General features: G+C 55.7%; 22 protein-coding genes. 13 read left to right on the top strand and 9 right to left on the bottom strand.

Translation table 11 applies throughout. The annotated features are described in order from the left end of the window. Window positions 1-116 precede the first annotated feature (116 nt). Window positions 117-1,211, bottom strand: coding sequence for a UDP-N-acetylglucosamine 2-epimerase (non-hydrolyzing) (gene wecB, locus HY788_18960; protein ID MBI4776229.1), 1,095 nt, complete (start codon window positions 1,209-1,211; stop codon window positions 117-119). Between the two features lie 129 nt (window positions 1,212-1,340). On the opposite strand from wecB, the gene HY788_18955 reads away from it, so the two are divergent. Next, the gene (locus HY788_18955) at window positions 1,341-1,646 is read left to right on the top strand and encodes a nucleotide pyrophosphohydrolase (GenBank protein MBI4776228.1); all 306 of its coding nucleotides are present in this window, start codon (window positions 1,341-1,343) and stop codon (window positions 1,644-1,646) included. A gap of 135 nt (window positions 1,647-1,781) precedes the next feature. Here the strand turns inward: HY788_18955 and HY788_18950 are convergent, their stop codons facing one another. Together HY788_18950 and HY788_18945 are read right to left on the bottom strand one after the other, a co-directional pair. Further along, window positions 1,782-2,024, bottom strand: a complete 243-nt coding sequence (locus HY788_18950) for a GIY-YIG nuclease family protein (protein MBI4776227.1) — start codon at window positions 2,022-2,024, stop codon at window positions 1,782-1,784. 130 nt (window positions 2,025-2,154) lie between these two features. After that, entirely contained in the window at window positions 2,155-2,775 is a 621-nt protein-coding gene (locus HY788_18945) for a hypothetical protein (protein MBI4776226.1), read from the bottom strand. A 601-nt stretch (window positions 2,776-3,376) separates the two neighbouring features. Between HY788_18945 and HY788_18940 the strand changes: the two genes are divergently transcribed. Beyond that, window positions 3,377-3,802 (top strand): response regulator, encoded by a 426-nt coding sequence (locus tag HY788_18940; protein MBI4776225.1) that lies wholly within the window; start codon window positions 3,377-3,379, stop codon window positions 3,800-3,802. Window positions 3,803-3,876: 74 nt separating this feature from the next. After that, window positions 3,877-5,007, top strand: coding sequence for an aspartate--ammonia ligase (locus tag HY788_18935; protein MBI4776224.1), 1,131 nt, complete (start codon window positions 3,877-3,879; stop codon window positions 5,005-5,007). 160 nt (window positions 5,008-5,167) lie between these two features. On the opposite strand, the gene HY788_18930 is transcribed toward HY788_18935, so the two are convergent. Then, complete coding sequence (locus HY788_18930) at window positions 5,168-5,473, bottom strand: Dabb family protein (GenBank protein ID MBI4776223.1); 306 nt, start codon at window positions 5,471-5,473, stop codon at window positions 5,168-5,170. A 362-nt stretch (window positions 5,474-5,835) separates the two neighbouring features. Between HY788_18930 and HY788_18925 the strand changes: the two genes are divergently transcribed. The 3 genes from HY788_18925 to HY788_18915 all read left to right on the top strand — a co-directional run bounded on the left by HY788_18925 (window position 5,836) and on the right by HY788_18915 (window position 8,451). After that, window positions 5,836-6,963 (top strand): NADH:flavin oxidoreductase, encoded by a 1,128-nt coding sequence (locus HY788_18925; protein MBI4776222.1) that lies wholly within the window; start codon window positions 5,836-5,838, stop codon window positions 6,961-6,963. 186 nt (window positions 6,964-7,149) lie between these two features. Next, window positions 7,150-7,872 carry a DUF169 domain-containing protein gene (locus HY788_18920; protein MBI4776221.1) on the top strand — a complete coding sequence of 241 codons (723 nt, stop codon included), beginning with the start codon at window positions 7,150-7,152 and terminating at the stop codon, window positions 7,870-7,872. A 45-nt stretch (window positions 7,873-7,917) separates the two neighbouring features. Further along, on the top strand, window positions 7,918-8,451 hold the full coding sequence (locus HY788_18915; GenBank protein ID MBI4776220.1) for a hemerythrin domain-containing protein: 534 nt from the start codon (window positions 7,918-7,920) through the stop codon (window positions 8,449-8,451). 408 nt (window positions 8,452-8,859) lie between these two features. On the opposite strand, the gene HY788_18910 is transcribed toward HY788_18915, so the two are convergent. Together HY788_18910 and HY788_18905 are read right to left on the bottom strand one after the other, a co-directional pair. Further along, complete coding sequence (locus HY788_18910) at window positions 8,860-9,327, bottom strand: MaoC family dehydratase (protein MBI4776219.1); 468 nt, start codon at window positions 9,325-9,327, stop codon at window positions 8,860-8,862. Window positions 9,328-9,654: 327 nt separating this feature from the next. Continuing rightward, window positions 9,655-10,092 (bottom strand): MaoC family dehydratase, encoded by a 438-nt coding sequence (locus tag HY788_18905; protein ID MBI4776218.1) that lies wholly within the window; start codon window positions 10,090-10,092, stop codon window positions 9,655-9,657. A gap of 409 nt (window positions 10,093-10,501) precedes the next feature. Between HY788_18905 and HY788_18900 the strand changes: the two genes are divergently transcribed. Together HY788_18900 and HY788_18895 are read left to right on the top strand one after the other, a co-directional pair. Further along, complete coding sequence (locus HY788_18900; GenBank protein MBI4776217.1) at window positions 10,502-11,374, top strand: hypothetical protein; 873 nt, start codon at window positions 10,502-10,504, stop codon at window positions 11,372-11,374. A 33-nt stretch (window positions 11,375-11,407) separates the two neighbouring features. Further along, window positions 11,408-11,896 (top strand): hypothetical protein, encoded by a 489-nt coding sequence (locus HY788_18895; GenBank protein MBI4776216.1) that lies wholly within the window; start codon window positions 11,408-11,410, stop codon window positions 11,894-11,896. A gap of 356 nt (window positions 11,897-12,252) precedes the next feature. Here the strand turns inward: HY788_18895 and HY788_18890 are convergent, their stop codons facing one another. After that, entirely contained in the window at window positions 12,253-13,980 is a 1,728-nt protein-coding gene (locus HY788_18890; protein MBI4776215.1) for a TolC family protein, read from the bottom strand. A 705-nt stretch (window positions 13,981-14,685) separates the two neighbouring features. On the opposite strand from HY788_18890, the gene HY788_18885 reads away from it, so the two are divergent. The 5 genes from HY788_18885 (at window position 14,686) to HY788_18865 (ending at window position 18,824) form a co-directional block, all read left to right on the top strand. Next, window positions 14,686-16,023 (top strand): KamA family radical SAM protein, encoded by a 1,338-nt coding sequence (locus HY788_18885; GenBank protein ID MBI4776214.1) that lies wholly within the window; start codon window positions 14,686-14,688, stop codon window positions 16,021-16,023. Beyond that, window positions 16,014-17,030 carry an ATP-grasp domain-containing protein gene (locus tag HY788_18880; protein MBI4776213.1) on the top strand — a complete coding sequence of 339 codons (1,017 nt, stop codon included), beginning with the start codon at window positions 16,014-16,016 and terminating at the stop codon, window positions 17,028-17,030. Before HY788_18885 ends, HY788_18880 begins: the two co-directional genes overlap by 10 nt. Beyond that, on the top strand, window positions 17,015-18,046 hold the full coding sequence (locus tag HY788_18875; GenBank protein ID MBI4776212.1) for a hypothetical protein: 1,032 nt from the start codon (window positions 17,015-17,017) through the stop codon (window positions 18,044-18,046). Before HY788_18880 ends, HY788_18875 begins: the two co-directional genes overlap by 16 nt. Continuing rightward, entirely contained in the window at window positions 18,006-18,488 is a 483-nt protein-coding gene (locus HY788_18870; GenBank protein MBI4776211.1) for a GNAT family N-acetyltransferase, read from the top strand. Before HY788_18875 ends, HY788_18870 begins: the two co-directional genes overlap by 41 nt. Before the next feature lie 102 nt (window positions 18,489-18,590). After that, complete coding sequence (locus tag HY788_18865) at window positions 18,591-18,824, top strand: hypothetical protein (GenBank protein ID MBI4776210.1); 234 nt, start codon at window positions 18,591-18,593, stop codon at window positions 18,822-18,824. 197 nt (window positions 18,825-19,021) lie between these two features. On the opposite strand, the gene HY788_18860 is transcribed toward HY788_18865, so the two are convergent. Together HY788_18860 and HY788_18855 are read right to left on the bottom strand one after the other, a co-directional pair. Then, window positions 19,022-21,574 (bottom strand): PAS domain S-box protein, encoded by a 2,553-nt coding sequence (locus tag HY788_18860; GenBank protein ID MBI4776209.1) that lies wholly within the window; start codon window positions 21,572-21,574, stop codon window positions 19,022-19,024. Between the two features lie 55 nt (window positions 21,575-21,629). After that, on the bottom strand, window positions 21,630-22,250 hold the full coding sequence (locus tag HY788_18855; GenBank protein MBI4776208.1) for an MEDS domain-containing protein: 621 nt from the start codon (window positions 22,248-22,250) through the stop codon (window positions 21,630-21,632). Window positions 22,251-22,830: the final 580 nt, after the last annotated feature.

Here is a 22,830-nt window from a genome sequence, read left to right as displayed (position 1 = left end):
GATGACGCAAGGGAGGCATGCTGAAGCACACTAGGGGGCCCCTCCATACGATTCATCTCCATCCGGTCTGAAACGTCCAATCCGAAACAACATTACCCTTTACCGGCCTAGGTCGGCTATCCCAGATTTCGGAGCAGAACGTCCACGATCGCTTGCGCCGCATGGCCGTCGCCGTAAGGATTCGTTGAAATCGGGGGCGGAGACCATTCCGACGAGAGCTTTTCATAGACGGACGTCGAAGACACCGGTGGCGCCAGCCGGTTCCACCCCATCCGGATCAATTCCACCCATTCCGTTTCGTCGCGCAGAGTCACGCACGGAACGCGATGGAAAAACGCCTCCTTCTGGACTCCTCCCGAGTCGGTGGCGATGAGCCGCGCGTTTTTTTCCAGGGAGACCATATCCAGATATCCGACGGGCTCCAGAAATCGAATCGGTGAAGCCTCCGGGTCCAGAAGTCCTTCCCGAACGAGAGCGGCCTTGGTGCGAGGATGCAGCGGCCAAACCACGCACGTCTTTGCCGCTATTTCACACAGAGCCTCGAAAATGATTCTCAGCCTCGAGCCGTCATCCGTGTTCTCGGCTCGATGAACCGTGGCCAGCACATAACCTCGAGGATTCAGGCCCAGGGATGACAGAATTCCGCTGCTCCGGTCGGCGGAAGCGCCATAATACAAGGCGGCATCGTACATGACGTCCCCTACCAGATGGATTTGCCCACTCGATAATCCTTCCTTGATGAGATTATCCACAGCGGTGGATGTCGGTGCGAACAACACGTTCGCCACATGATCCGTCACCACCCGATTGATTTCTTCCGGCATTCGGCGGTTGAAAGACCTGAGGCCCGCCTCCACATGGGCTACCGGAATACGGAGCTTGGCTGCGGCGAGCGCGCCCGCAAGCGTGCTGTTGGTATCGCCGTACACGATGACCATGGAAGAATGCAGTCTTTCCAAGGTTCGCTCGATGGCTTCCAGCATGCGACCGGTTTGCGCCCCCTGGGGACCCGAACCGATCCCCAGGTGGAAGTCGGGATCCGGGATTCCCAGTTCCTCGAAAAAAACGCTCGACATGTTCTCGTCGTAATGCTGTCCGGTATGTATCGTGATAGGACGCACTTCCGGCGCACCCTGAAACGCTTTTCCAACCACGGCTGCTTTTACGAATTGAGGGCGCGCGCCAACGATAGTGACAATCTGTTTTTCCATGGTTCGCCTACTACGGTTGATGGATTAAGCGCCGCAAGGCTCCGGAGGCGATAGGATTTGCAGCTTTACACAACGACGAAAAGAACAGTATAAGGCCTGAAAAACAAACAGGCACTTCGAGATTCAAGAATGGAAGCACTCAAGATCAAATTGAGACAATTTGCCGAGGAAAGAAATTGGGGCCAATATCACAGCCCGAAAAACCTGGCCACGGCATTGATGATCGAAGCCGCCGAACTGGCTGAACACTTTCGTTGGTTGACCCAGGACCAGAGTTACGATCTGGATTCCCAGCAGCTCGAAAAGGTCTGTGACGAAGTGGGCGATATCCTGATCTGCCTGATCAATTTCTCGGATAAGTTCGATATCGATCCCTTACAGTGCGCAGAAACGAAGATCGAGAAAAACCGAATCAAATACCCGGCCGGAAAGTGAATTGGCAATCGGAGGCTTCAGACCGTTCCACCCGCTTCCCATTGCCGCTCGGTGTTACCACCCTCCGTTCCGCCTCAACAACAGGAAGTTCCATCGGCATCGTCTTGTAGTCCAATCTGTCTGGGAAAATCGAGCTTAGAAAAAGTGAGTCTCGGCAAAAGCGCGGCCTGTGTGCGAATCCAGGAAAGCTTCAAATTCGATGGCTTTTTGCGCATCTTCGAAGGCGACGGCCACCACGCACTTCCATGGAGCGCGCGAAGCCGTATCCGTTATTCCGCCCGAGTTGTGATCCGTCATGCTCTGCTTCAGGTCTTGGGTCAGATCCACATATCGTCGATCCGGGTGCGCGACACTCTGGATCAAGTAGACGATGGTCATTGTAAATTCCCTGACTTTAGGCTTCCTTCGTATGGTCGATAGCCGCCTCCCGGATCACGACTCAGGCACGGATTTGCACGGCTGAAGTCGGCAAGCGTCCGGGAGGCTGCTGACAAAGCTGTTTCGGCTGCTATTGCGTCAAACGAAAGATCACGATGCCGCTTTGGAATGTGATGGGATTTTGCGAATCGCCGATGAGGAGTCGGGTGCCGACAACGTGCCCTTTCCAACCCGCCAGGTTACCGGTGGATTCGGTAATCCCCATGGAGAAGTCCGTCCAGCGAACGTCCCCCGGTTGCAGCGACGGATCGTCCGGATCCTGAACCCATCGGATGATGGAGCTCCCCTCAAAAGACATGGTGGCGCCGGACATGGCGAACGACCCCGATCCGCCGAGGATCTGAAATTCCTGACTTTTGTCGGCATAAACGCCCGCAGGAAAGTAGATCTCGGAGGTAGTCGTGCCGATAGGGCTCCCAAGGTCCTGGTCCGGTGGCGGTAAAATCCCGCTGTCCATGGTCGTGTTGATCAAGTACGCCTCAGAGGATGTTGAGAATCCGATGATGCGCGTAGGAGCGTTCTCGTGGCGCTGCTCGTAGATGGGCGTGCTGGAGAGCAGCTCCGACCGAAGCACGATTTCGAAGAGCACCGGCTCCTCGGCGGCCAGAGCGCAACGATCAAACCCGGTTGGTCCCATCCCCACACATAAAGCTAACACGGCTGCCGCCAAAATGAACTCAATCTTCCTCATGATGTTCCTCATAGTGATTCCTCCGTCGAGGTTGTGAGATTCCCGGTAGCTCGTCTCCGAGCCACTCCTCGTCTTCTCCTATACTATTTCCCATTCGTACGCTCATCAACACTTTTTTTGGATCCATTCCGGCCACTGGAGTTCCCTTATGTGCTCCCTATGATAGGACGAAGATCCGGACGCCCAGTGAGATCAACAGGCCGTTTGGAGGTCGTAGCACGATTTGGGGGAAGCGGTAGTGGATTTACTTCCATGGGATGGTATAATAAGTCCTAAATTTTGTTTAGAGCGGCGAGCAATTCGAATCGAAGTGTCGACGTTTTTCGATCCGCTTACTCTCAAGCGGATGAAATCCTTTGCTCCACAGCGCCCGTATGCATGGCAGGCAGGCCTCACGGAGAAGAGGAAACGAAGCCCGGCCCTTTTAACACGTCGGACAGGAAAACGGGAGAGCCTACCGCAGGCTCTTTCGGAAGCTCTTTCCGACCTCGTGGACACACGCCTCTTCGGAGTTGCTATAGTCAAGAATCGTTTGTGCCTGCATAACCGATTGAAGTGCAGCCGGAAAAGGACTGGACGTTTCGTGTCCAGCGGCCATTGAATGGTGAGCGAAAAGAACAAACAGTCTCATTTAGGACGTCCCCCGATCCCCGCCGGAACGGAACGAATTCTGTTTGTGGACGACGAGGAACACTTGGCGGAACTTTGGGGGGAGATGCTCGAGTCGTTGGGCTATCATGTCACGGCATACACCTCCAGCAGGGAAGCTCTCGAGACTTTTAAAGCAAATCCGGACCGATTCGACCTGATGATCACGGACATGACCATGCCGCAGCTGACGGGCGCTGAACTGTCCAAAGAAATAAGACGGATTCGTCCCGAACTGCCGATCATTCTCTGCACCGGGTTCAGCGTGCACATTTCGGAAAGAGAGGCTGAAGACATGGGCATTCGACGCTTTCTAACAAAGCCCCTGGCCCTCCTTGACTTGGCCAATACAATCAGGGAAGTGCTCGACGAACATTGATCGATTCACGGCCTATCCATGCCGGCGGAACTTCAAACGACAACAGCCCGGAAACCTCACAGGAGAAATGGAACATGGCGGACAAAAAAGCGGATCTGGCCGGACCCGGTATAGGCGATTACGCCGACCTCGAAAAGATCCTGCCCCGGAACTACCGCTCGCTGCTGAGCCCCAAAGAAACCCAGAGGGCGATATTCGAACTGAAAAACTACATTGAGGAGCATTTGTGCAGGGAACTCAATCTGATGATGGTCACCGTTCCCCTCATTGTGGATGTCCGGAGTGGCGTGAACGACTATTTGGACCGGGACGGTTCACGCACGCCGGTCCGCTTCCATATTTCCAACGACAACGACCAACATCCCGTCGACGCGGAGGTTGTTCAGGCTGCAACCAAGTGGAAACGCATGGCCCTGAAGCAGTTTGGGATGGATATCGGCGAGGGGTTGTGCACGGACATGCGAGCCGTGAGAAAGGACTATTTCCTCGACCATGACCATAGCGCCTACGTGGATCAATGGGACTGGGAGCTAGCCATCACCGATGCGCAGCGCAACCTTGCATTCCTTCGGGAAGTGGTCGAGAAGATCTGGAAAGTCGTCACCGGCGCCGAGAAGCACGTTCAAGAGCGGTTTCCGCAGCTCAAGACGGATCAATATCACAATCTTCCCGAAGAACTAACCTTCCTGCACGCGGAAGACATCCTGGACAGGTATCCGGATTTGCCGCGCAAGCAGCGGGAAACGACGATACTTCAGGAGCACCCCGCGGTTTTCATTTACGGAATCGGATGGTCCCTCGCGGACGGCTATCCACATGAACTCAGGGCTGCGGATTACGACGATTGGTGTACCGAATGCGTGTCCGAGGACGGCCGGCCCATGCACGGGCTCAACGGCGACATCCTCGTCTGGAACCCGGTGACCAGGCGCCGTCATGAATTGACGTCCATGGGGATTCGAGTGAACGCAGACAGGCTCAGGCAGCAGTTGGAACTCGCCGACCAGACGGACTCCCTCAAATTGCCTTACCACCGGGCGATCCTGAATAACGAGATTCCCCTCAGCATCGGCGGAGGCATCGGGCAGTCGCGCACCAACATGCTGCTTCTCAAGAAAGCACACCTGGGCGAGGTCAGTGTCACCGTGTGGCCGGAAATCCTCAAGGAGATGTGCAAGAAGAAGAACATCCATGTCTTGGAGTAAGAATAGAGGTACGGTAACAGCCGGTACGTATGCCGCGCCCGGTAACCCCCATGTTCTGACCAGGAATCGCCTGCTCCGCCCAAGACGGCGCGGCAGCGCTTGGACATGTGATTGGACATGTGAAAGGAGTCTGAAGGAAGCCATGTGACGCTTCCCTCGCTTAGTCGGATTCATAGTCTACAACGGCGCGCTCCAAACTGACCTTAATGACGAACTCGCGGACGCCGGAATGTTCCGGATGCTTGAGGTACGCTTCCAGATCCCTCCAATCATTGAACGAGGAAGATAGAACGATATCGTAATTGGATGCCGAACGTGCGGCGCCGATGCCGATCTCCATACACTTGATTTCCTCAATTTTGTCTTTAAGTTTCTCCAGCATCTGCTTCATTGTTTTGGCGTTTTGCGCTTTGCTATGGTTGTCAACGAATTCTTTCAGTTTCCACATGACTATGTGTTTGATCATGCTTCCCTCCCGACTTGTGTCTCATCCCAATCATCCATTGGCACAACACGGTTGAAAACGTTCCCCCTACCCGCTTTTGAAATGTGTCGGGCGGGCTTGAATCCTGACCCCGGAGCTGTAACATTTGTAAGCCCGCAAAGGTTCGCGGACCTTACTCTCGGGTAATTCAAGTTGTTTTTGATCAGTAGTTCAAGTAGATTGTGGACCGACCCCAGCTATTGACGGAGACATCCATGATCGAGATCGAGTTGAAATTTATCTTCGTGGCGGGCATCTTCAGGGTGGGATCGTTCCTATCGAATTAAGAAACGACTCCGAGATTTCTTATGAATCTTTTTCCTCACGAGGAAAGGAGGAAACGCATGCGTGGCCTTTTTGAGTCCGGCAGTATCGGAAGTTTGCGTTTGTCCAACCGATTCGTCCGATCGGCCACCTGGTCGGGAATGGCTTCGGACGACGGCGCGTGCACCTCTAAGCTGACAGGCCTCAAATCTTCGCTGGCGCGTGGCGGTGTGGGCCTGATCATAACGGGCCATGCCTACGTCCGACCGGACGGGCAGGCGGGACCGTGGCAGCTCGGAGTGTACAAGGACGACCTCATCCCCGGACTTCGAACCATGACGGACACGGTCCACCGGGAAGGGGGAAAGATCCTCATGCAGATGTCTCATGCGGGTTTCTTCTCGCATCCCAAGCTGACGGGAAAAACGCCCCTGGCCCCATCCATCGTCGAAGGATTTGCCAAATCTCCCAGAAACGAGCTGACCCTTGAAGACATACAGGGGATTGTCGACGCTTTCGGAAAGGCCGCCCTTCGAGCGAAACAGGCCGGATTTGACGGCATTCAACTGCATGCCGCGCACGGGTATCTCTTGAGCCAGTTCCTATCGCCTGCCTTCAACAAACGCACGGACTCCTACGGGGGAAGCATCGATAACCGGGCAAGAGCGCTGATGGAAGTACTCGAAACCGTACGAAAAGCCGTGGGCGAGGACTATCCCGTACTGGTCAAGATGAACTCGCAGGACTACCTGGACGGAGGACTCAGCCTGGAAGACTCGGTTCAAGTGGGCCAGATGCTGGCCGGCGCCGGCATCGACGCCATCGAGTTGAGTGGCGGCACCATAGCCTCGGGAGACCGCAACCCGAATTTCAACAAGGTCCTCTCCGAAGAGCAGGAAGCGTTTTTCCGGGACGCAGCCGGAGCGTTCAAGAAGGAAATCGACGTACCCCTTATCCTGGTGGGAGGCATTCGATCGTACCATCTAGCTGAGAAGATTTTGGCCGAGGGACTGGCCGACTACATTTCCCTTTGCCGGCCCCTGATCCGGGAACCAGGGCTCGTGAATCGGTGGAAAGCCGGAGACCTTCGCAAAGCCACCTGCATTTCCGACAATAGTTGTTTGGGGGCCGCCATGTCGGGCGAAGGGCTGTATTGCGTGGTGGAAAGGAAGGCTGAAAAGGCCGGAACGAACGCACCGGAAGGCTAATTCGCCTTTACAGTCTGAAATTCCACGAACAAGAGACCTGGCGCCCAAAGGTGAACTCGAATACCATTAGATACGGACGACTCATCGCCACGAAAGCGCTTGAACCACGCGACGGCACTGGAACGGGCGACTCCGCTGCACGGGGGCGTCCGTCCGGGCAAACGAGTCAAATACACGAGGTTTCTTATGAACGACTTGAAGGGTGTCTCCCATGACCTGGTGCAACGTCTTTCTCTGGATTACGAACCCGTGGGGGTCGCTTTTTTCAGGCAATCCGACCGGCTCCCCGAGGGAGTTTCGTTCGCCCAAAAAGAGTTGAAGAGCTACTGCCAGGCTTTGGTGTTGGCCGGTAAGGGCGAATCCCTCCTTCTCGGGAAGGAACAGATGGGCTGCAAGCTGGGGACTTCCGTGCTCGGATTCGAAACGGACATGGAGGCGTATCTGGACGACGGCGTGCTGGAAAAATACGGCGTTGGCCTGTATGCCACCGAGGAAGCTTCCGCTGAAACGATCCTCAAGTCCACGTATCTGGAAAAAGGCAACACTGAAGCGGTGTTCATCGCGCCCCTCTCACAGTTCGCGGAGAATCCCGAAGTGGTGATATTTACGGCCAACAGCGAACAGGTTATGTGGCTCCTGTACGCAGTCAACTACGAAACGGGTGGAAAAATGAATCTGCCCCAATCGGGAGGGGCTTTGGGAGGCTGTTCCGACATTACCGTGCTGCCCATGCTGGAAGGGATTTCCAACATTACGTTCCTGGGACTGGGGTGCCGCATAAAATCCGCCATCGATCCTTGTGACCTCATGATGGGCGTTCCCGGCAATCGGGTGGCCATGCTCCACGGCCACATCGTCGATATGGCCAAACCGATCGCCATGCTGAACAAGCTGCGCTCCGGCGCTTGACCCTTTTGATGGACTCGGAAGCGAAATAGGAAGGAGGGCCGACATATGCTGCCCATAGGACCGTTGATGATTGAACACAGACTGATCGAACGCATGGTTACCGTGATGGGCCTGCGGGTGCGCGAGTTCGATGAAACCGGGAAAGCGGATGTTGATTTCATAGACGAAGCGGTGGATTTCATCCGCACCTATGCCGACCGCTGCCATCACGGGAAAGAAGAAGACATCCTGTTTCGGGAGTTGGCGAAGAAAGCGCTTTCCGACGAGCATCGACAGGTCATGAAGGACCTGATCGGCGAGCACGCCATAGCGAGAGACTTTGTCCGCAATCTGACGGAAGCACGGCTTCAGTATGCAGCCGGCGACGAAACCGCTCTCGAGAAGATTAAGCACGCCATATCGTACCTGGTGGATTTCTATCCCAGGCATATAGAAAAGGAAGACAAGCGTTTCTTCATGCCCGTCATGGGGTACTTTACCACCGAAGAAAAGGGTAAAATGCTCGAAGAAGGCTTCGAGTTCGATCGGAACCTGATACACGCCAGATACCGGGATATTGTGGAACGAAATGGTGGGTAGAACGGAGGCTGCGTTCATCGCCTGATACATTCAGGCCTCCTCCGTAAGAAAGACAACGCGGAAACAGTCCGGTCCGCCGCGGTCCCGAAGCATGGCAAGCGAACGGCCTTACGGCCGAATAATACGAACGCCGCGACATCCGATGGCCGCACGCACGGTTGTCGGGTCCCAAGAAAAGTCCGGACCCCGTATCACCGTTTCCGGGTCACCATAATCCGTACCGGATGGGTCTTCAAGTCACCTCTGAAGGGCATGCGGGGTCATCAAAGGCCGTAGTCCCGAGTTCGCACCGCACCCTCTTCAAATGCACATCAAGGAAAGTCGAAGGCGGCCGGAAAAGCCTTTTCAGCGAGCATTCCAGGTCACTTTGCGGATGGTGTAGTCGCATCGTGCTGCTGACGATGGCCTTTATGCGTTGAACATGCCGATGTTTATCCCTTCGGCTACGTTTTCATCAAGTTGGTTTCTCACGACCCATTTGTACCGGCAGAACCAGTTCGTCTTTCCGTTCTTCTCTTTTCGCTCTTTCGAAAGTACCTCGGCTTCCACGCGGATTTCGTCGTACACATAAACGGCTTTGTTGAATCGCAACCCATCGCACCCGAGAAAGGCTTTGGCCTGCATGATGAACCCGGACTGGATCAACAGACCCATGGCTTGAGAGAAGGTCAGAAGTCCTGGAACCAACTGTCCTTTCCATCCCCTTTCCTTGGCGGCTGCTTCGCTCAAAGCGGCAGGAAGCGTGTCGCCATTGATCGTCGCATACAGCTCCACCTCCGTTCTGGTAACGACTTTCGACTTCGTGAAGAACTTGTCGCCGACTTCCAGTTCCTGAATGTGCCTGTGCAAATCCTCTTCACGGTACTCCATACCCATTCTTCGCTCCCTCACTGCGCGGCGATCGAGGCATTGGTTTCACTTTATGGCGCGCCGGATCGAAACAGCTGCGCTCTTGACGCCGCGGACCCGGGTCACGCTCCCGATCATGACATTCCGGGGAACTCGAGAACTCCATGGCTAACACCGGACATGGGGGCCTTTGAAACCCAAAAGGTTCAGAAAGGCGCCCCACTTGTCATCATCCTCTTTGTTCCCTTGGGATTGGATTAGCGCTTCGCCGGGAGCAAACGCATTTACCCGATATCGAAGGGGATGTTTTTTCCCCCTCACACGGCCGTCGGATTCTTTGATGGCTGCTCGATGCTATTTCCTGGGAGGCACCACCACAAAAAAACCCGTTATGACCACTTCATTCCGCTGATTGTACCATTCGACCTGCATTCGCACCCATTTCTTCTCCTCCAGCTTTTCGGCCACCTTGGCGACCGCAGTGATCGTATCCCCTATAAAGACGGGCCTTTTGAACCGAGTATTGATCTCCACCAGTATGGTTCCTATGCCCGGGAGCACCATTCCGAGTATCGATCCGGCAAGACTCATGGACAACACCCCGTGAGCCACCCTTTTCTCAAACCGGGTCTGCCGGGCATACTCCTCGTTCAAGTGGACCGGATTGAAGTCGCCGCTGATTCCGGCGAACTGGTAGATGTCACATTCTCCGATAGTCTTTGAAAAAGAAGCCTCGTCTCCGATTTCAAGCTCTTCGTAGCTTTTCCCCAACGCGATCTTTGTTTGCACCATGAACCTCCTGATAGGATTTTCAACGGGCCATGGGAATACACCGGCCCCAAACGGCGAGGTAAGATTCTAAGCCGGTTCTTAGGAGCGGGCAACCCCAAACTTACTCCGTCGAGCTATACCGACGCTTCCACCAGCCTCCACCCGGCGAAGCGGCCGAGCGATGCCGAGAACAAACGCTTACGATGGTCCGAATATATCGTCCAGGCCGCTTCGGGCACAGCGATGGCAAAATCTATTCGAAAACGGTGGAGACGCTCCCGAGGACGACGTCCCATGGGCTCCCCTTGCGATGGGCATGCGAACAAAACCCGCTCACAATGGGATTGTCAGATTTCCCCGTGAGATGCTATATTTTTCGAGAAACGCTGCAAATCGCCCCTAGATTTCCTTCAGCCGTCGTATGAAGAGCATGTTGATCAGAAGCTATTCCGAATTTCGCCTGTCCAGGGCGGGGGTACGATCGCATTTTTTGCCTGGAACGAGTTTGAGCGCTCGATTCAGGCTGGACAATGACGTCGCTTCTCTGTTCCCGTATATCAATTCACAATGTAAGGACGCCAAATTTCACGATAGCCCGGAATACATTCAATTTGTAATGGATAGTATCATCTGTACCCTGTATCCGGTCGACGTTATCGCGGCGCCGTTTTCGAATCGGGACCAGGCCCTCGGGTTCGCTGACCGTCTTGTGGCCTTTCTCAACGATCTTCATATCAATAGGGATTCGATCGAACCGAACCATAGAAAATTCAGGCCTCTTTCCGCTATCGATATCTACCGGCTGCTGCCGCGGACAAACTGTGGGCAATGCGGATTCCCCGCCTGTCTGGCCTTTGCAGGCGCGATGAGCAGAGGCCGGGTGTTTCCGAACCGGTGTCCGGGTTTCCGTGAGCCGATTTACGAGAACGCCGTCTACCCTGTGTACGACAGATCCGGAAACCTGATTTCCACTATCGCCGTGGAGCTGGATACCGCATCGAAAAGAAACGAATCCCGAGCTGACCCGACAACGGAGAGCCCGAACGTTGAACCCAATGGAGAAAAACAGGAGAATCCGACCTGTTCGGAACGCGATCCGACATACATTCCAACGGAGCTGACTCGGCGGGAGGTTCAGGTGCTCCGCCTGGTTGCGGATGGGGACACCAACAACGAAATCTCCGACGCCCTCTCCATAAGCCCCCACACGGTAAAGAGTCACATTGTCCACATACTCGACAAACTGGGCGTCAACGACCGGACCCAGGCGGCCGTTTGGGCGACCCGCAACCGTCTGATCTGAAACGAGATGCCGGCATTTTCATAGGGGATCGCTGTGGAAAACTCCCAACAGTTTGATTTTTCCGATGATAAAGCGCGAAGATATGCTACGGAACTTGGAATTATTTTCTTTCTCACCGTTCTGGTCTACTTTATTTCCGCTCGATACGATATCTTCGAACATATCTATCGATTTTCGAGAACGCATGAAGCCTATGAACTGGATGAAGTTCTCTCGATATTCATCTTCCTGGTCTTTTCCATGTCCTTTTTTGCCATATGTCGTTGGATGGAAGTCAATCGTACTCTGGGAGAACTAATCAAAAAACATGGAGAGCTGGAAAAGGCATTTGCTGAAATCAAACAACTAAGGGGCATCATACCGATCTGTTCGTCCTGCAAAAAGATACGGGACGACGAGGGATATTGGCATATGGTCGAAGAGTACATCCAGAATCATTCCGATGCGCAATTCAGCCACGGTATCTGCCCGGAATGCTTCGAGAAGGTCTACCCCGAGCTCATGAAGATGAAGGCTGAGTAAAGAACGGAGGTTCAGGAGGATAGCCAAAACGCTGATACATGTGGCATCATTTCACCGGTGCGCTGAACATTTCATCGACTGCCGCAACGCCGGTCGCCCAGCCAAGGTAAAGAGACTCCCCCTGCGGAGATGTGTCGCGATTCCTCCTGTCCCGCCAACGCCGGCTGGGAATCCCCAACGCTCCGGATTGATCCCGTTTTTCTGAATTCCCGCTGCACTGCGTCTGTCCGCAACGACGTTTCGAAATTGCGACATCAACTCCTTGCCCCGAAATCTTCTTGAAATCCTCCTTCTTCTCATTCTGATGAAACCTGCTCAAGGGAGATATGGAAGGCCCCTCCCGATACTTTGAGCGCCTACGGTGAGTTTCTTCGCATTGGACGGGTCAGGCTCCCCGAAGAACGTTCCACAGGTTCGGCGCCGGGCGCGGCGATACCGCGCCGCACCAGGAGGGAGCCCTCGAGGCGGTAGAAGCTGACCAGCGCTTTCAGGTAATTGACCACGGATTGCACCTCGTTGATACGGCTGACGAGCAAATCCCGCTGGGCCTGAGCCACAAAGAAATTGGTGGATCGGCCCACCCGGAACTTCTCGGTTTCAACCCGCAATTTTTCTTCCTGAAACTTTCGCGTGGCCGTGCCGGCTGAAATCTGTTCTTTGGTTCGGTTAACTTCGATGTACGCATCCCGCACGTCGAGTTCGACCAGTTGTCTCAGATTTTGCAGGGCCTTTTCGGCCTGATCCCGTTGAAGAAGAGCCCTCGTGTGCTGCGCCCCGGCGCTGCGGTTGAAAATAGGATATCCGAGATTGATCCCTAGAAGGGCGTCATAGCTGCCTCCGTCCATTTCGCTCACGGACCTGGGGAACGAGTCGGCATATCCGGACTTACCCAGGGTAATGAAGAGATCCATGCGGGGAAGCAACCCGTTTCGGGTGCGAACGATTTCCAGATCCTCCCGCCGGATACCCAGTTCGGCCTGGTTGATCTCGGGCCGCATCCGAAACGCCACAGCCACATGTGTTTCCACATCTCCCAGGGTGATTTCCGGCAGCGCGGGCGGATGCACCAGCGTGACCTCGCGCTTCCACAGGTTCTCTCCCGGCGGGTTGAGCAGCCGGAGCAGTCGGAGGCGGGAAGATTCCTGCGCGCTTTTTGCGTTGATGAGTTCCTGCTGCTGGACAGCGACCTCGGCCTGCACCGCCGCAAGCTCGGCTTTCGCCATGCTTCCTACCTGGATCATCTCTTCGGTCTCATGCAACTGCTGTCTGGCAAGCTTAAGCGATTCATCCACGATTTCGATCTGCCGCAGGGAAAGGGCGTAATCCCAATAGGCATCCTCAACCTGAGCCAGCAGGCTTTCGCTGAATCCCCGGAGTTCATATTGACTGATATCGGTTTCGAGGCGCGACTGGCGCAGGCGAGCGAGGTTCACGTCCGTTCCGTACCCGCGAAGCAACGACTGGGTGACCGACAGTCCCAGCCGGGTCTGGGTAAAGGGATCCAAGTATAGCGAGGAATCCGTGGTGTCCGAGGTGACCCCTGCTTCAACAAACGTCCCTGTGGGAAAAAACTCTCTCAAAAACACGCTCCCTCGGTATTCATCGCTTCTCGAACTTTCAGCCGCGCTCACGGAACGGGTGAGGCGTTCACTGTCCGCCCGCCCGACGGAGACTTCCGCCTCCACGGTCGGGTCGAACTCGGCCCGCTCCTCATCTTCGAACGTTCGCCGGATTTCGGGATTGAGTCGTTCGACTACGAGCGACCGGTTATTTTCCGTTCGCTGGATTTCGGGATTGAGCCGTTCGACTACGAGCGAGCGGTTGTTTTCCAGTGCGGTGAGAACGGCGTCTTCGACCGTAATGCGGAGCGGGCCCGGTTGGGGCTCTTCCGCGCTTTCCGGAGGCTCCTGAGGCCTCGCCTGCACCGTGCCCGACAGCTCCTGTTGGTTGTAGCCGGTCCACGGCGTCGCGCCCGGCTGTGCGATCGTCGAGCGCTCGTCGGTCGCACAGCCGGGCGCCGGCAGCAAAAGGCTCCAGAGGAGCACTGTACCTAGGAATTGGGAGATGGAGCGCGGCTCTGACATATGAGATCCTCGTCGGACGTTTTCCGGGGCTTCAGGTCCCCCGTCGACCTATGGCTGGACGGCCCGTCAGCAGGCCCCTCTTATCCAAAAGCCGGCCGGCGGCATCAACCGCAGACCATTTAAGGGGTCTCGACAAAACCTTCTACCCGGATGGCGTCATCATCCCTAAAGGGAAGAACGTACTTGTGCCGGAGACTATGCACACATTTAGGATAGGATCAAATAAAAAAACGAACCATCGCTGACAGATCTGAAAACGGGATCGAGGTCGCTGCCTGACGACACGGCATAAAGACAAATGGCTTTCCCCTGCACTGAAAGGATTCGTGGCTGCGGCTATTGAGGTCCCAAACGAATCCCATCTGGGCGGAAACGCACTTCCGGAGCGGGAACCATACCCAAGTTCATGAAAACACCACGATTTCGGAACCGAGAGTTCCGAAATCGCCCATAAATTGGAATCCTGATTTCGACCATTTTTTCCCTTTGTTATCAATGGGTTATCCTCACACTTCCACCACGAGGAACCGGAACCCGCTTCTCATCCCAGGCAATGGGAGATCCATGTTCCGGTGCCGTAGGTTTGTTCACAATAAATCTAACTATATCAAAGTCTTGCACTTTGGAACAACTTATGCTAATGCTGACCTCAAACGGCGAGGCTCTGCCTCAAGACTACCCAAAAAGGGAAGGAGCAAGCACAAAATGGAAGAAAGCCATTGCGGCCAGGATTGGGAACCTCCAAGTTCCAGCGGCGGTCGGGCAAGGGTATGTTGTGAACAGTGCCCGGAAGCCTCACTGCCGGAAGGAGGATTGGAAGCACCGAAAGTCACATCGATACGAATTGTAAAGAGTACTCCGAGGTTTCGCTCGAGTGAGCGGACATCGGCATTTCGCAGAACGTTTTTCCCTCAAGCCGGCCAGTCGGAATGGAACGACTGGCGTTGGCAGCTGCGTCACTGTATCAGAAACATCGAGTTTCTGAGTCAGGTAGTTTCGCTCTCCGAAGATGAGAAGAGAGGCATTTCCAGCCATACGGCTCTGCCCCTGTGCATCACCCCTTATTATGCCAGCCTCCTGGATAAGGACAACCCTCTGCAGCCCCTTCGACGAACGGTCATTCCGGTTTCAGCCGAATTTCTCCAAACTCCCGGCGAAGCGGAGGACCCTTTAGGAGAGGAGCATGACAGTCCGGTTCCCGGTGTGGTGCACCGCTACCCGGATCGTGTCCTTTTTCTAACAACGGACATGTGTTCAACGTATTGCCGGTACTGCACCCGTTCGCGCATGGTGGGAAACGGCAAGTCGGCCACATTCGGAAAGAACAGGTGGAAGGAGGCGATAGAGTACATCGAGCGCACTCCGTCCATCAGGGACGTTCTCCTATCCGGCGGAGATCCGCTGACCCTGTGCGACGAGGATATCGAGTGGCTTCTCTCTCGTGTTCGCGCGATACCCCACGTGGAGATCGTTCGAATCGGCACCAAAGCGCCCGTGGTCTTGCCCCAGCGCGTAACGCCGGCTCTCACGCGCATGCTGAAAAAGTACCACCCGCTATTGATGAGCATCCACTTCACGCACCCCGATGAGTTGACGCCTGAAACCGCCCAGGCGTGTGAACGCTTGGCGGACGCGGGTATTCCATTGGGCAGCCAAACGGTCCTGCTCTCGGGAATCAACGACAACGTGGATACCATGAAAAAGCTGGTGCACGGACTACTCAAAGTCCGGGTAAGGCCGTATTACCTTTACCAGTGCGACCCCATTTCAGGTTCGTCCCACTTCCGTACGCCGGTGGCAAAAGGCTTGGAAATGATCCAGGGCCTCAGAGGACACACGAGCGGCTATGCCGTTCCCACCTACGTCATTGACGCGCCGGGCGGCGGCGGTAAAATTCCGCTGCTACCGGAATATGTGGTAGGCCGGGATGAGGACAACTGGATATTGAAGAACTACGAAGGGGGCATTTACCGGTACCCCGACAGGCCCGTGTCCGGCGACTTCAAATGTTCTCTAACGGCAGGGATAGAGCCATGCGGGTAGGAATTACGTACGATCTTCGAAACGATTATCTGGATCGAGGCTTCACGGAAGAGGAGACGGCGGAGTTCGATCACGTCGATACCATCGATGCGATCGATGGGGCCCTTCTGGAGCTTGGCCACGAGACGGTTCGCATTGGAAACGTCCGTCGACTGGCCTCGCGCCTGGTGGCGGGCGAGCGATGGGATATGGTCTTCAACATCGCCGAGGGACTCCGGGGGTTCGGTCGGGAGGCGCAGGCGCCGGCGTTGCTGGACGCCTACGATATCCCCTACACGTTTTCCGATCCGCTGGTGCTTTCGCTGACCCTGCACAAGGCCTTGACCAAACGGGTGATCCGGGATCTGGGTTTGCCCACTCCTGAGTTCCGTGTCGTGGAGGAGGAATCGGACGCGGTTCAGATGGATCTGCCCTTTCCTCTGTTTGCCAAGCCGGTGGCGGAGGGCACTGGAAAGGGGATCAATACGGCGTCCAAGATTCGGGGAAAAGACGAGCTGGTGTCCGTATGCCGGGACTTGCTCCAGACCTATCGACAGCCCGTTCTGGTGGAGAGCTTCCTTCCGGGACGCGAGCTCACCGTTGGGGTGCTGGGCACCGGAGCCGCGTCTCGGGTCCTCGGGGTTATGGAAGTGATCCTGAAGAGCGAACGTGAATCCGGTTGGTACTCCTACCACGAGAAGGAAAACTGGAGAGCCTTGGTCAGTTATCGCCTGGCTTCGGATGTCACCGCCGTAGCGGCCGCCGAGACCGCCCTGGCGTTGTGGAGAGGCATTGGGGGACGGGACGGGGGACGTATAGACCTGCGGGCGGACGATAAGGGAGTGCCGAATCTGCTGGAAGTGAATCCCCTCGCCGGGCTGCATCCGGGGCATTCGGACCTCTGCCTCCTGGCGGACCTGACGGGCATGTCCTACGTCGCCTTGATCGGGGAAATAATGAACTCGGCGAGCGCGCGCATTTCCGGTGCGGGATTCGGGCCGGGGGAGCGAGGATGGACCACGGCTTGATCGGTATCCTTCACAATGTGCCTTTGGCGCCGGGCTCTGCTTTTTCGGAGGCGTCACGCGACGTCTTGGACCAGGTGGAAGCCATCGAGAAGGCCCTGGGAGAGTTGGGGCGCCCTGCTGTTCGCGTTCCGTTCAGCAGAGATCCCGGCGAGCCCGTCAAAGCGATCCGCGATCGAAACGTGATGATGGTCTTCAACCTCTGCGAGACGGTGGACGAAGACCCACGATTATGCGGACACCCGGCGGCGGTCCTGGAACTCGTGGGAATACCCTTCTCGGGCTCCCCATCGTCCGCCCTGACCCTCAGTACGGATAAATGGGTCGCCAAACAGCTCCTCGATGCCGCCGGGATTCCGACACCCGCCTATGTGCTGCACGGGAGTACGTCTCCCTTGGAATCGGTCGGCCTGAGATACCCGGTCATTGTCAAACCGAGGTTCGAAGACGCGAGCATCGGAATCGATCAGGACTCGATCTTTCGGGACGAGGGGGAACTGAGGGGGGGCATACTCTCCTTTTCCCGTCGTTTCGGAGATGTACTCATCGAGGAGTACATCGATGGAAGGGAATTCAACGTATCCGCTTTCGGCTATCCGAACGCTTTTGTCCTGCCCGTAGCCGAGATCGATTTTTCGGGTTTTCCCGACGATCTCTACCGCATCGTGGGGTATCGGGCGAAATGGAAAAGGGACTCCGTGGAATTCCGGCACACGCTTCGGGTGTTTCCGGAGACCCTCAAGCCGTCGGTTGCGTCGGAGATCGAAAAGCTGACCGCTCGTTGCTTTAATTTGTTCATGCTTCGGGACTACGGACGAATTGACTTCAGGATGGATGGGCGTGGAAATGTCTACGTTCTCGAGGTCAATGCAAACCCCTGCTTGAGTCCGGACGCCGGCTTCGCCGCCGCTATGGAAAGGTCGGGAATCAACTACCGGAGTATGGTGGATCAACTAGTATCATTTATGGTTCTGCGAAATGGAAGAATTGACCGTTCGATCACTACTCCCCCAAGATAGAAACCGCATCCAACAGATCATCGAAGGAGTCGGTGTTTTTACCCCGGAAGAACGCAAGGTCGCTCTCGAATTGATAGACGAAGCGATTCACCACGCCGAGCGGGATGAATACCATGTCCTTTGCGCGGTGAAGAACCCGGACACGGTAATCGGCTATGTGTGCTTCGGCTCTATCCCCATGACGGATCGACGCTTTGATCTCTACTGGATCGCCGTGGACGAGAGTTGTTCAAAAAAGGGAGTGGGAGGCAAGCTGCTCGCCCGCGCTGAAGATTTGATCGAGAGCAGAGAGGGAAGACGCATCTATGTGGAGACTTCTTCAACCCCTCCCTACGAATCTGCGAGGATCTTTTATGAGCGTTATGGCTATCGCCTGATATCCGTCCTGAACGACTACTACCGGCAGGGTGATCACAAGATGATTTTCATGAAAGAGCTCTAAACCATTGCAACCGCCCACGAGGGAATCATCGAAGATCGAAATGGCGCACACCGCCATAGGGACAGGTACACGTGGTCCAAGACGGAATTTTCCGAGCCCTTGGTGCAGAAGATGATAGACACCTATCGCCGTCACGGCGTGGAACCCGAAGTGTGGCCCATCGCCCCATGGGCGGCTCCCTATTTCGTTTTTTCCGGAATCCTGGGTTTACCGGTGATCTCCGGCGGTCTCGGTCACGGAGGGAGACAGCACGTGGCCAACGAGTACATGACCGTAAAGGGACTCAAGGACTTTGAACGCTTTGTCGCCACATTCCTTTACGTGTTGGCGGAATAGCGCCGCCGTCGGCACGGGAACCCCTGTCTATTCAATTGTGGTCCAACCAAAGAACGGTACGGCGGGTCGGAGAAAAGATACACGTAGCAGCGGCTCGGGCATGTATCGCCCCTACCGTTGGCAATCATCGGTTTGTCGATAACCTATTTCGATTTGTCTAAAAACCTCCGGCTGCAACTCTCTTGGAGGAGTCCGGGCTAGCCGCGGCCAACGACCCGGCAGATCGCCTTCAGCAGTTCGGCCGAGGAGGCGGTTTTGCTCACAAGGGCCTCCGCCCCTGCCTGGCGCATCGTATCTGCTATCAATTCATCCTCGTACATCGAGAGGCCGATTACCCGCACTTCAGGCGACTCGGCCTTGATGCGTCGAGTGGCCTCGATGCCGTCCATCACCGGCATGGAGACGTCCATCACCACCACATGAGGTTTTAGCTGTCGGACTCCTTCGATGGCCTCGTGCCCATTGGCAGCCTCACCAACGACCCGAATGTCCGGGTGGCCGGAAATCAACCGATTCAGCCCCTGACGCATCACCTGATGGTCGTCGACGAGCAGTACCCGGGTTCCTCCTGCAACGGTGGAACCCTGGCCTCCGGCTTGTCCGCTGTTCCTCGGTTCGGACGGCGGCGCTCCATACGGCTGCAGTCGATCCGCTTCGGGCAGGTTGAGCGGAACCCTCACGGTGAAACGGCTGCCGCACCCCGGTGCGCTTTCGATGTCGAGATTTCCCCCGACGTATCGAGCACGCTCCCTCAGACTCAGCAGTCCAAACCCCTTCATCCGGGTGGAGCAATCCAGGACCTCGGGATCAAATCCTTGGCCACAATCGGTGATCTTCATGACAACGTGGGCGTCAAAACCGGAAAGCGCGACGCGGGCGTGTTTCACGCCGGCGTGTTTGACAACATTGAACAGAAGCTCCTGCGCGGCGCGGAACAGAAACACCTTCAGGGGGGAACCTTCAAATCGACGCGTATCGTCCGCCTCCAGCTCGACTTCCAGTCCAAACTGGTCCTTCATTTGCCGGGCGAGCCATTCCAGGGCGGCGACAAGGCCGGAGTGGTGCAGCACGGCGGGACTTAGCTCGTGCGACAGGCGGCGTGATTTTCCGATAGACTCCTCGAGCAACTGCTCGACGTTTTCCAGCAGAGGTACGTAGAACAGGTCTTCGCGAGCCGCTTGGAGCTGCATCCGGGCGGCGGCGAGAAGTTGCTGCAGATCGTCGTGCAGGATTTCGGCAACTCGCCGACGCTCCCGCTCCTCGGCCTCGATCAGTTCCGCCGCCAGGGCCTGCAGCTGCTTCGACCGGGTCTCGGCCATCTCAGTGCGCTCGGCCACCCGCCGCTCGAGGACTTCATTCAACTGACGGAGGGCCGCCTCTATGCTCCTTCGCTCGGTGATGTCGCGGAAGACCAGTACCACTCCAAGAATACGGCCTTCATTGTCCCGGATGGGCGCCCCACTGTCGTCAATGGGCACCTCGGTCCCGTCCCTCCGGAGCAGCACCGTATGGTTGGCCAGACCTGCGATCTTACCGGTCTGGAGCACTTTTCGCACCGGATCCTCTACGGCCTCACGGCTATTCTCGTTGACGATGTGGAACACCTCCTGCACCGGTTTCCCGAGCGCCTCCGGCATGTTCCAACCCGTCAGCTCCTCCGCCACCTTGTTTAGAAACGTGACCCGTCCCGCTGTATCGGTCGCAATCACCGCATCCCCGATGCTGGCCACAGTAACGGCCCAGAGCTGCTCGCTTTCCCGAAGCGCCTGCTCCGCCCGCTTGCGCTCTGTTATGTCGCTGAACGTCACGGCGAAATAGCCCTTGTGCGGACTGAAGGCCGAAATCGAAAACCACTTTTCAAGCAACTCGGAATAGCGTTCAAATTGCACCGGTCTTCCGGTCAGAGCGACTCGTCCATACGTTCCGATCCAGTCGGCAGGGTCCTTCTCTATGCCGGGAAGAACGTCCGTGGCTTTCCTACCGAGGATGCTTTCCGCTTTGAGCCCGGTGAGTCTCTCGAAGGCCTCGTTGACTTGACAAAAGACGTAATCGCAGGGCCGCTCTCCGGCATCCAGCACGATCCGGTGATAGGCAAAGCCCTCGGACATGTTGTTGAAGAGCGAATGCAGCTTTTCTTCGCTCCTCTTGAGAGCATCCTTGATGGTCCGCACTTCCGAGCTTTCGATGAGCTCCCAGCGGTCTCCATTCCGGACAAGGGCAAACCGATGGTTCTTAATGGCTTGCATAAAGCCGGCAGCATCGAACTCATCGCGCGGATACGAAAACAAGGCTATTATGTTGTGTCTGCTTATAACATCGGGCCCGTCCAGGATAATGCCACCGCCGCCCCCTTCTTCGGGGAAAGCGTTATATGCGAGTCTGAGACCGTCAAAACCACTCAAAATAGCCCTGTCCAGCATTGAAACGACGGCCTCGTCCGTCCTTCCATACCGGGCCCACCACCGGCTTCGAGGAATGATAACCATCTGCCCCTTATCGACATATTCCTTGAAGTGGGGCGGGAATGTTTCCAAAGCCGTACACGCGTCTTCACTATCGAACGGTCCGGACGTGATCCATATGCAAAGCTCGTTGCTCTCGACACCCGCCTTGAAGTAGGGCGCCAGAATCTCGAACAGGTCCTCCTCCGTCTGATAGAACTGACAGAAATCGGTACCCCAGGGAAGATCGCCGATCAACGGGATGCCGGATTTTCGTGTATCCGAGTAAATGGTCTGCATGCTTTCCATTGGCCTCTGCCTTACGCCGAGTCTGCCCATAATCGCGGGTGTTTGCCGCCGAATATCATGCAAGATATCCTTGAGCGAAAGCGGGGTTGGTGACCATCTGCCATGTCCCCCGATTCTTGGCAAGCGCAAACGCGTGGTTTTTCACCACGTCCAAGATCTCCATCACACCGCATTTTTTGAGGGAGTAAGTACAAAGCACCAGCAGCTTCGTTCCCCCGATTACGTTGTTGATCTCCGCTTCATAAGCCGCGAAATCGTCCCAGTCCTTTTTGTTGTCTATCCAATAAGGGTTGCCGCTTACCCTCGTGCCCGCAAATCCTTTGGACAGAGCGTCATCGTGCTTTTCCATCCACATGTTGAGCGTCCTCTGGAGATCGAAATTCCCGCCTATGAGGTACCAGTCAGTGTAAGGAAATATCTCCATCTGCCCCTTGGCCAAGTGATCCGAAAAGCCGGGCACGCTCTTTTTCAAGGCATGCAGGGCTTCCCTCCTAGTCAGGAAGTCCGAGGTCACCCATACACAAAGTTCGTTATTCTCGAGACCTGCCTTAAAGTACGGGATAAGCACGTCCAACAGGTCCTGCTTTGTCTGGTAAAATTGACAGAAATGGCTACCCCAGGGCAGATCGCCAATCAGAGGTATTCCAGATGATCTTTTCTCGGTTGATGGTTTCATTTGGGGAGCCTCCTCCTGTGTGTTAAGGCGGGTGTCACTTTTTGTCTCATGCCTCTGCCGCGCTTTGTTGCGTTGCTGCTCGTGGACGATCGCTGAAAATCATGGGCAGGACTAGGAGCGCATTCAAGATGTTTTCTGAATCTCGGTTGCCACCGGCTTCATGCAAGGGCCGTCCTTGTCTTTACGCCGGGGTCGTACACGCTTTCGGTTAATGGCGGTCTTTTCGTTTGGATAGGCGCGGCGACAGCAAGATTGTGGAAATTTATATCCCTAATTCTTAATTGCGTCAACACAACCTTTCGTCCATACAACCCCTGTTAGACGCCCCCAATGGAAAGAGGAAAAAAGATCCGGATCTTCCAAGCCGTGTAATCCGTTTTGTCCAAAAAAATTCGCTACGTCTGCGCCTCGACCGATAACATGCCGAAGATCCCTGGAATATCCATGGGTGCAGCTATCAGCCCGTTGAAAAAGCCGGGTTGTTACAGGCCGTTGAAAAACGATGAGATGCAAGGCGCGCGAATCTCGAGGAATGAGGCGTACATAGAGTACGTCGCAGTGACGAGGGATGAAGCGCAAC

The sequence above is a fragment of the Deltaproteobacteria bacterium genome (genome assembly GCA_016208165.1).
GTDB lineage: Bacteria > Desulfobacterota > Desulfarculia > JACQYL01 > JACQYL01 > JACQYL01.
This window is presented reverse-complemented; position numbering and strand designations above follow the sequence as displayed.